Source organism: Halomonas heilongjiangensis (genome assembly GCF_002879645.1).
Lineage (GTDB): Bacteria > Pseudomonadota > Gammaproteobacteria > Pseudomonadales > Halomonadaceae > Halomonas > Halomonas heilongjiangensis.
In genome coordinates this window covers 7993-16835 of sequence record NZ_PNRE01000071.1, presented here as the reverse complement: position 1 = coordinate 16835, position 8843 = coordinate 7993, and the positions used below count along the sequence as shown (strand labels likewise).

9 protein-coding genes and 1 pseudogene are annotated in these 8843 nt (G+C 63.0%); 9 read left to right on the top strand and 1 reads right to left on the bottom strand.

Annotation, left to right across the window (positions count from 1 at the left end):
- Together C1H66_RS16005 and C1H66_RS16000 are read left to right on the top strand one after the other, a co-directional pair.
- The coding region (locus C1H66_RS16005; protein WP_181423403.1) for a proton-translocating transhydrogenase family protein at positions 1-387 on the top strand (387 nt) is incomplete at its 5' end.
- A 16-nt stretch (positions 388-403) separates the two neighbouring features.
- A pseudogene (locus C1H66_RS16000) lies at positions 404-877 on the top strand (NAD(P)(+) transhydrogenase (Re/Si-specific) subunit beta); the annotation flags it as partial.
- A gap of 131 nt (positions 878-1008) precedes the next feature.
- Here the strand turns inward: C1H66_RS16000 and C1H66_RS15995 are convergent.
- Positions 1009-2046: a LacI family DNA-binding transcriptional regulator gene (locus C1H66_RS15995; RefSeq protein ID WP_102628878.1), complete on the bottom strand. Its 1038-nt coding sequence runs from the start codon at positions 2044-2046 to the stop codon at positions 1009-1011.
- A 249-nt stretch (positions 2047-2295) separates the two neighbouring features.
- On the opposite strand from C1H66_RS15995, the gene hisD reads away from it, so the two are divergent.
- From hisD to C1H66_RS23075, 7 genes are all read left to right on the top strand, one after another.
- Positions 2296-3609, top strand: coding sequence for a histidinol dehydrogenase (hisD, locus tag C1H66_RS15990; protein WP_102628877.1), 1314 nt, complete (start codon positions 2296-2298; stop codon positions 3607-3609).
- Between the two features lies 1 nt (position 3610).
- Entirely contained in the window at positions 3611-4372 is a 762-nt protein-coding gene (locus C1H66_RS15985) for an SDR family NAD(P)-dependent oxidoreductase (protein WP_102628876.1), read from the top strand.
- A gap of 26 nt (positions 4373-4398) precedes the next feature.
- A complete protein-coding gene (locus C1H66_RS15980; RefSeq protein WP_102628875.1) occupies positions 4399-5385 on the top strand; it encodes an alcohol dehydrogenase catalytic domain-containing protein in 987 nt (328 codons plus the stop codon).
- A 154-nt stretch (positions 5386-5539) separates the two neighbouring features.
- The gene (locus C1H66_RS15975; protein ID WP_102628874.1) at positions 5540-6538 is read left to right on the top strand and encodes a TRAP transporter substrate-binding protein; all 999 of its coding nucleotides are present in this window, start codon (positions 5540-5542) and stop codon (positions 6536-6538) included.
- Positions 6539-6567: 29 nt separating this feature from the next.
- Positions 6568-7083, top strand: coding sequence for a TRAP transporter small permease (locus tag C1H66_RS15970; protein ID WP_102628873.1), 516 nt, complete (start codon positions 6568-6570; stop codon positions 7081-7083).
- A 9-nt stretch (positions 7084-7092) separates the two neighbouring features.
- The gene (locus C1H66_RS15965) at positions 7093-8400 is read left to right on the top strand and encodes a TRAP transporter large permease (RefSeq protein WP_181423409.1); all 1308 of its coding nucleotides are present in this window, start codon (positions 7093-7095) and stop codon (positions 8398-8400) included.
- 247 nt (positions 8401-8647) lie between these two features.
- Positions 8648-8843 (top strand): hypothetical protein (locus C1H66_RS23075; RefSeq protein ID WP_205738682.1); only part of this gene is annotated, 196 nt, incomplete at its 3' end.

The window sequence follows — 8843 nt, the reverse complement described above, 5'->3', positions numbered from 1 at the left end:
CCGGAGGAGAAGAAGGCCGCCGAGCACGCTGCCTTCCTGGCCCAGACCAAGCGGCAGGTGACCCTGCTGGGCGTGGGGGGAGCGCTGATGCTGGTGCTGGGCCAGGTGGCGCCGGCGTCCTTCCTGCAGCACTTCATCGTCTTCGCGCTGGCCTGCTTCGTCGGCTTCCAGGTGATCTGGGGCGTCAGTCACTCGTTGCACACACCGCTGATGGCGGTGACCAACGCGATCTCGGGCATCATCATCCTCGGCGCCATCCTGCAGATCGGCTCGGGTAGCTGGATCGTGGGGGTACTGGCGGCGATCTCGGTGCTGATCGCGACCATCAATATCGTGGGTGGCTTCCTGGTGACACGCCGGATGCTGGCCATGTTCCAGAAATCCTGAGCGGCGGAGACAAGATATGTTGGGGCAAGGATTCGTTTCTGCCGCGTCGATCGCGGCGAGTGTACTGTTCATCCTCTCGCTGGGGGGGTTGAGCAATCAGGAGAAGGCCAAGCGCGCGGTCTGGTACGGCATCGTCGGCATGGCCGTGGCGGTGTTCTTCACCGCCTTCGGGCCGGGGATCGGCGGCTACTGGTGGATGATCCCGATGATGATCATCGGTGCGGTGGCCGGCTGGCACGTGGCCAAGCGCGTCGCCATGACCGAGATGCCGCAGCTGGTCGCGGCGCTGCACTCCTTCGTCGGTCTGGCCGCGGTCTTCGTGGCCTGGAACGCCGACCTCGAGCGGCGGCGGGTGCTGGCCGCCCAGGCGCTGGAGGCCGGACAGCAGGAGTTTTCGGCCTTTGCCGCCCTGGTGGCCGAGAAGGCCCCCGATGAACTGCTGTTCCTCCTGCTCGAGGTGGTGCTGGGGATCTTCATCGGTGCGGTGACTCCCGGGAGAGCATCGACAACTTGCTGTCGCTGCTCGACTGAGGGCCTGGACGTTCTCGGGTGGCGGTAATGCCTGGCGGGGGCCAAGCAACGGGCTCCACCAAGGACGTCTGGCCGCGTTGTCCGGCCAAGTCATGGCTTTGGCTGTTGAACCGGAGGCGGGCCGGTGGAGGCCCGCAGGACCAGCGGGGCGTCGATCAGCTGACGGTGGGGCGTGGTCTCGCCACCGATGCGGGCGATCAAGGCATCGGCCACCCGGCGACCGATCTCGGCCGCGGGTACTGCGATCGTGGTCAGCGGCGGGGACATGAAGCGTGCCTGGGGCAGGTCGTCGAAGCCCGTGATGGAGAGCTCCTCCGGTATCCGTATGCCGGCACGCTGGGCGGCCAGCATGACGCCGAAGGCGAGGGTATCGTTGCCGCAGAGGATCGCCGTGGGCGGAGGCTGCTGCCTCATCAGGCTCTCGAACGCCTGACAGCCTTCGGCGATGCCGTACTCGACGGTGACGATCCGCTCCGGCGGCACCGGGCACCCGGTCGCCTCGGCCGCCTGGCGGAAGCCTTCGAGACGGGCGCGGGCGCGATCGTTGCTGTCGACCGGTGCGCTGACCACCGCCAGCTGGCGATGCCCCAGCATCAGCAGGTGCTCGGCCAAGGCGCGTGCCGGGCCGGCATTGTCGAAGCCGATGCAGGGCCAGTCGGGGTCCTCCTCGGCGTGCCAGCAGGTCAGGAAGGGGAGCTGTCGTCGTTGCAGGGTCGTCAAGGCCGCCGGGCGGTGGTCGTGACCGATCAGCACCAGGCCGTCGACGCCTTGTTGAATCAGGGTGCGCAGCGCCTCGAGTTCGTCATCGAGGTCGTAGCGGTAGGTGGCGATCAGCAACCGGCAGTCATGCCGCTTGAGGCGCTGCTCCAGGCTGTCGATCATGGCGCCGAAAATGGGGTTGTCCAGCGTGGGGACCAGGGCGCCGATGGCGCCGATGCGCCGTGAGGCCAGAGCCCGAGCGGTACCATCCGGTACGTAACCCAACCGGTCGATGGCGGCCGTTACCTTCTCGCGCAGCCGCTCGCTGACATTGGGGGCATGATTGAGCACGCGCGACACCGAAGCCGTCGACACACCGGCTTCCCGCGCCACGTCTTCCAGCAGCGTGCGCTGGGTGGCTTTGTGCATGGCTTCTTGCCCCTCGGCGCTGTCATGGACAAAACTATCATCCAGAGAATTTTTCTTCTTGACAAGCCATGGGGTGGGGGCTAGCTTTTAAGCATAATGATGTAAGCGCTTACAATACTGGATTGTTGGCAGCATTTTGGTTGTTAGAAGGACAAGTCACGCAAGGGAGATACTGCTTAATCAAAATTGTAAGCGCTTACATACTGCGGGCAAGGCAAAGCACAATAATCACAGCAAGAGGAAAACAAGATGGCAATCAGCTACTACAAGAAGGCCGAGATGAACGCGTCCACCGGCTACGATCAGACGCAAGAGATCGTGTCCCGGATGCTGGCGGAGCTCGAAGTCGAGGGGGAGGCCAAGGCAAAAGAGTACTGCCGAACCCTGGACGGCTGGGAAGGGGACGTCGTGGTCAGCCGCGAGCAGATCGAGGCGGCCAAGGCCAAGGTTCCCGAGCAGCTCAAGCAGGACATCCACTTCGCCTACGAGCGGGTGAGCCGCTTCGCCGCCGCCCAGCGGGACAGCATTCAGGGCTTCGAGACCGAGCTCTCGCCAGGGCTGTTCGCCGGTCAGAAGCTGATTCCCATGGAGACTGCCGGCTGCTACGTGCCGGGCGGGCGCTACGCCCATATCGCCTCGGCGATCATGAGCGTGGCCACGGCCAAGGTGGCCGGTGTCAAGCACGTGGTGGCCTGTTCGGTGCCGCGCGACGAGCAGGGCATCCACCCGGCGATCCTCTACGCCATGGACCTGGCCGGCGCCGACACCATCCTGCAGATGGGCGGCGTGCAGGGAATCGCCTCCATGGCCTTCGGGCTCTTCACCGGCAAGCCTGCCGATATCCTGGTGGGACCCGGCAACCGCTTCGTGGCAGAGGCCAAGCGTCAGCTCTTCGGCCGCTGTGGTATCGACATGTTCGCAGGCCCCACCGAGATCGGCATCATCGCCGACCATGGCGCGGACCCCGACATCGTCGCCGCCGACCTGGTGGGCCAGGCCGAGCACGGCCCGGATTCCCCGGCCTGGCTGTTCACCACCTCCCGGGAGCTAGCCGATGCCGTCACCGAGCGCATGCCCGGCCTGATCGCCGCGCTGCCCGAGACCCAGCGCAAGGCGGCGGACGCGGCCTGGCGCGACTATGGCGAGATCATTCTTTGCGACACCCGGGAGGAGGTCGTCGAGGTCAGCGACCGCTACGCCTCCGAGCACCTGGAGGTGCAGGCCGAGGATCTGGGCTGGTGGATGGAGCATCTCGGCAGCTACGGTTCGCTGTTCGTCGGCGAGGAGGCCACAGTGGCCTTTGGCGACAAGTGCTCCGGCACCAATCACATCCTGCCGACCAAGGGCGCGGCCCGCTACACCGGCGGGCTGTGCGCCCAGAAGTTCCTCAAGATCGTCACCTACCAGCGCCAGAGCCGCGAGGCGACGCGCAGCGTGGCCGCCGCCGCCGCCCGCTTGTCGCGCTGCGAGGGCATGGAAGGGCACGCCCGCACCGGGGATGTACGCCTGGCCAAGTACTACCCGGACGAGGCCTTCGATCTGGTAATCGCCGAGGAGGTGTGAGATGCATCCTCGCTTCGATCTTGACGGCCGGGTGGCCCTGGTCACCGGCGGCAGCAGCGGCCTGGGGCGCGCCATGGCCGAGGCCCTGGCCGGCGCCGGCGCCCGGGTGGTGGTAGCCGCCCGGCGGCGCGAGGCCCTGGAAGAGAGTGTGGCGGCCATGGCGGCGGAGGGCGGCCAGGCGGCCGCCCTGGTCGCCGACCTCGCCGCTCCCGAGGCCCTGGAGGATATCGCCTGCCGCGCGGCCGAGCCCTTCGGACCGGTGACCATCCTGGTCAATGCGGCCGGCGTCAACCTGCGCCAGCCTATCGAGGAGGTCGACCTGGCCTCCTGGCAGCTGACCCTGCAGCTGCATCTGGGCACCCCCTTCTTCCTGAGCCGGGCCCTGGTGCCCGGCATGCGGGACGCGGGCTATGGGCGCATCCTCAACCTCGCCTCGCTGCAGTCGCAGCGGGCCTTCCCCAACAGCGCGCCCTATGGCGCCGGCAAGGGGGGCATCGTGCAGCTCACCCGGGCCATGGCCGAGGCCTGGTCCCGGCATGGCATCAATGTCAACGCCATCGCCCCGGGCTTCTTCCCCACCGAGCTCACGGCACCGGTGTTCGAGGACCCGGCGTCGGCTGCGGTCCTGGCCGAGCGAACCGCCATCGGCCGTAACGGCACCCTGGCCGATATCGCCGGTCCCACGGTCTTTCTGGCGTCACCGGCCGCCGGCTATGTGACCGGGCAGACGCTCTACGTCGACGGCGGCTTCACCGCCAAGTGAGTCCTTACCCCCGAGGAGACAGCCTCATGCAAGCACTCTATTACATCGGGCCCGAGCGGCTCGAACTGCGCGATACCGAGGAGCCACCCCTGGTGGCGGGCGAGTCGCGGGTCCGCATCCAGGCCACGGGGATCTGCGGTTCCGATCTGCATGCCTATCATGGCCACGATCCGCGTCGCCAGCCGCCGCTGGTACTGGGCCACGAGGCCGCGGGCGAAGTGGTGGAGGGGGCCCTGGCCGGCAAGCGGGTGACCATGAACCCGCTGATCGTCTGCGGCCGCTGCGACTACTGCCTGGAAGGCCGCCACAACCTGTGCAGCAACCGGACCATGATCGGCATGACCCGCCCCGGCACCTTCGCCGAGACACTGACGATTCCCGACCACTGCCTGATCGAGTTGCCCGACTCCCTGCCCGCCGTCACCGCGGCCCTGACGGAGCCGGCGGCCACCGCCTTGCACGGCATCAACCGGCTCGAGCAGGTCTTGTCGCGGCCGCTCTCCGAGAACCGGGTGCTGGTCATCGGCGCCGGTGCGGTCGGTCTGCTGGCGGCCCTGATCCTGCGCTACAAGGGGGTGCGACGCCTCAAGCTCGCCGATACCAATCCGCTGCGTCGCCGTACCGCCGAGCAGGCCGGCCTGGAGGTCTTCGATCCCCGGGATGAAACCCCCGAGGCCGACGCCTTCGGGGCGGTCTTCGATTGCGTGGGCGCCGCGGCGACCCGCGACATGGCGACCCGCGCCGTGCGGCCGGGCGGGGCCATCATGCACCTCGGCCTGCAAGACAACGAGGGCGGGCTCGACGTGCGTGCCATCACCCTCAAGGAAGTGACCTTCCTGGGCGCCTACACCTATACGCCCATGGATCTGCGGGCCACCGTCGAACTGCTGGATTCGGGAGCGCTCGGAGAGACGAACTGGGTCGAGGTCCGGCGGCTCGACGAGGGAGCGGAGGCCTTCGCAGAGTTGGTGGCCGGGCGCATCTCGGCTGCCAAGGTCATTCTTCAGCCTTGATGGTCGCCAAGCCAAGGTGCTGGGCGATTTCGGGGAAAACGAATCGTCTTGGGGCAAAGCGGGAGGTGGGTTTTTCGATTCTGATCGCGAGACAGTAGCAGACATGCCAGGAAGTCGAGCGGTTTCGCATACTACAAACACAAGGGGCAACGTCATGAAACTCGCCATTACTGCCATATTATCAACTTCATTGATGTCTCTCGCCGTCTCCGCCTGGGCGGCTGACTATCCCAACATGACCATTCGGGCGGCCACGGCAAATCCGGAAGGTAGCCTGCATACGGAGGCCATCAATTACTTCAAGGAGATTGTCGAATCCGAGTCGGAAGGCAATATCCGGGTGCAAACCTTTTATGGCGGCTCCATGGGGGATGAGCAGGCCAATGTCAGGCAGCTGCGCACCCAGGAGATTCACTTGGCGGTTCTGGCCGTCGGCAACCTGACGCCCTTCGCATCGAAGGCCAATATCTATTACCTGCCTTACCTGTTCCCGGACATCGAGGATGCCTATACGCTGTTCGAGCATGAGGAATTCAACGCCAAGGTGGCCGATGAAATCGCCCAGCAGAGCGGTACACGGCCACTTTCCTGGCTGATCGGCGGCTATCGCCACTTGACCAACTCGCGGAAGCCGATCGAAACGATCGACGACCTTCAAGGGCTCAGGGTCCGGACACCACCGGTCGAGGTGCAGATGGAAACGTTCCGGGCCTGGGGCGTGGAGCCGCTGCCCCTGGCCTGGACCGAGACCTTCAGCGGTCTTCAACAGGGCGTCATCGACGGTCAGGAAAACCCCCACTCCGTCAACCGCGATCAGAAGTTCTGGGAGGTGCAAAGCCACGTCACCGAGCTGAGCTATCTGCTCTGGGTCGGTCCCGTGCTGGTGGGTGAGGCCTGGTTCCAGGGGCTCGACGAGGCTACACAGGAGCTTGTGTCACGTGCTGCCAGTGAAGCGGCCCGTCATGTCTGGCAATGGTCCGCCGAACAGGAGCAGCTGGCACTCGAAGCCAGCCTCCAGCAGGGCATGCAGCTTAGCGAACTTCAAGATGAGGAGGTATGGCAAGAGCGGGCGCGTTCCATTTGGCCCATGTTCCATGAGCATGTGGGAGGTGAAGCGCTGATCAACGAAGCCCTGGAGATCATGGGGCAGTAAATCATAATGAAAAGCAAAGGCAGGTGGCTATGAAACTTCTCGGTGTCGCCAGAAAAGCATATGGCAATTTTGAAGAGCTGTTCTGTGCATTCTGTATGTCAGTCATGGTCGCCTGCCTGATGCTGCAAGTCGGGTTTCGTTGGGTGGGTGGCACGGGTATGGCATGGACGGAGGAGCTGAGCCGCTATGCCTTCATCTGGACGGTTTTCATCGCAGCCGCACTGGTGGCCAAGCATAATGCGCATGTCAGGATTTCGGCGCAGTATGGCTTGATGCCAGTGAAGGCACGTCTTGCACTACTGATGACAACGGATGCGCTATGGGTGGTCTGTAATCTCTACTTTGCCTGGTTGAGCTGGAACGTCATTCAGAGTGGGTTGTTGTTTCCAGAAATATCCCCGACTCTGCGTATCGCCCGTGGCTATGTGGAAATGATCGTACCTTTCGGTTTTCTGCTGATGAGCTGGCGCATCATCGAGGGCTATCTCAAGCGAATGATTGCCGGGACTTTGCACGAGCTTTTCGACAACACTTACAATCAATGAGGGGGCATCATGGAAATCTCTGTACTTGCGGTTGTCCTGCTCGCATTGACCTTGCTGTTCGCCATCGGCATGCCCATTTTCATGAGTCTGGCCATCGCCTCGGCCGCGGCCCTGATTCATGGTGGCTACCTGCCGATGTCGGTCATACATAACACCATCTTCGATGGCTTGAATATTTTTCCGCTGTTGGCCATTCCTTGTTTCGTGATCGCTGGGACGCTCATGGAGCATGGCAATATCACCGGTCAAATCGTCAACGTGGTCAAGCAACTGGTGGGCCGCACCTATGGCGGTCTGGGTATCACGGCCATCCTGGCCTGTACTTTTTTCGCGGCCATATCCGGTTCGGGGCCGGGGACCGTGGCGGCGGTTGGTACCATTCTGGTGCCTGCCATGCTGCGTAGTGGCTATAGCCGTGAGTATGCGGCTTCCGTGACCTCTTCGGGAGGAACCATCGGCTTGCTGATTCCGCCCAGCAATCCGATGATCATCTATGCCATCTTGAGCAATGTGTCCGTCACTGCCATGTTCACGGCTGGCTTCCTTCCGGGCTTTATCGTGGCCTTCAGCATGTGCCTGACAGCTTGGCTGCTGGCCCGCCGGAATGGTTTCGGTATCAATGAAGATACCCCGAAGTTCAATCTGCTGCACTTTCTGAGGTCGTGCAGGAAGAGCTTCTTTGCCCTGGCTACGCCTTTTGTCATCCTGGGCTCCATCTACACGGGCTTCGCCACTCCCGTTGAAGCCTCCGTGCTGGCGATCGCCTACGCACTTTTCGTGGGCTTCGTGATCAACCGGGCGTTGACCTTGACAGCGGTTTACAAATCCTTGCTGGAAGGAGCCTTGATTAGCGGTGCCGTGTTGTTGATCGTGGGGACCTCGTCACTGTTCGGCCGCATTCTGACACTCGAAGAAGCTCCCCAGCGCTTGGCATCGCTGGTGCTGGGGATTTCCAGTGATCCGTTCATGATTCTGCTGATGATCGTGGCGGTGCTCATCGTCCTGGGGATGTTCATGGAAACCATCTCGACGATCATCATTCTGGTTCCCGTGCTCATGCCCATCATCAATATGGTCGGCATTGACCCGATTCACTTCGGCATCGTGCTGGTGCTGACCAATCAGATAGCCTTGTCGACACCACCGCTCGGGGTCAATCTATTTGTGGCGTCGCGAATCGGTTCGGTGTCTGTCGAACGGCTGTCGGTGGCGGTCATTCCTTATCTCGTGGCCCTCTTTGCTTGTGTGCTGCTTATCGCCTACTTCCCATCCATCTCGACTTGGTTGCCGACTTGGCTGCTGGGATATGGGTTATAGAAAGATGGCATCCCAGGATATTCATTAGAAGGCGAGGAAAAAGTTCCGGACGATTTATCCTAAAATAATTAATGTATTATGAAGAGAAAATGATGTTGTGAGACCATCGAAACGGGTGGCAGCATGTCCACTTGGACTCCCGCTGCAATGGTTAGGTGCGTATCGAGCAGTGCGGTCAGCGAACGATCAACTGAAGTGACCCCCTTCTGAGCTGCACAGGCTATAGTGCAGCCATCAGGAGGACAGGATGAGCGACGACAACCCGATCAAGCGATGGACCGCCAAGCGCAAGGCCGCCGTGGTCATGGTAGGCCTCTCGTGCCGGGCGTGGAGCAAGGGCTCGGCGGCTCTTGCCCCCTGTCCCGAGAGGGGTTGTTTCTCTTCCGTCGGTGAGATTTCCGGGCTAGAACAGGCCCCGTCGAATCAGGTTGCCCCCCAATACG

Bases quoted from the DNA above. Each gene is read 5' to 3' on its own strand.
- C1H66_RS15995 (WP_102628878.1), bottom strand. From the start codon at position 2,046: ATGCACAAAGCCACCCAGCGCACGCTGCTGGAAGACGTGGCGCGGGAA.
- hisD (WP_102628877.1), top strand. From the start codon at position 2,296: ATGGCAATCAGCTACTACAAGAAGGCCGAGATGAACGCGTCCACCGGC.
- C1H66_RS15985 (WP_102628876.1), top strand. From the start codon at position 3,611: ATGCATCCTCGCTTCGATCTTGACGGCCGGGTGGCCCTGGTCACCGGC.
- C1H66_RS15980 (WP_102628875.1), top strand. From the start codon at position 4,399: ATGCAAGCACTCTATTACATCGGGCCCGAGCGGCTCGAACTGCGCGAT.
- C1H66_RS15975 (WP_102628874.1), top strand. From the start codon at position 5,540: ATGAAACTCGCCATTACTGCCATATTATCAACTTCATTGATGTCTCTC.
- C1H66_RS15970 (WP_102628873.1), top strand. From the start codon at position 6,568: ATGAAACTTCTCGGTGTCGCCAGAAAAGCATATGGCAATTTTGAAGAG.
- C1H66_RS15965 (WP_181423409.1), top strand. From the start codon at position 7,093: ATGGAAATCTCTGTACTTGCGGTTGTCCTGCTCGCATTGACCTTGCTG.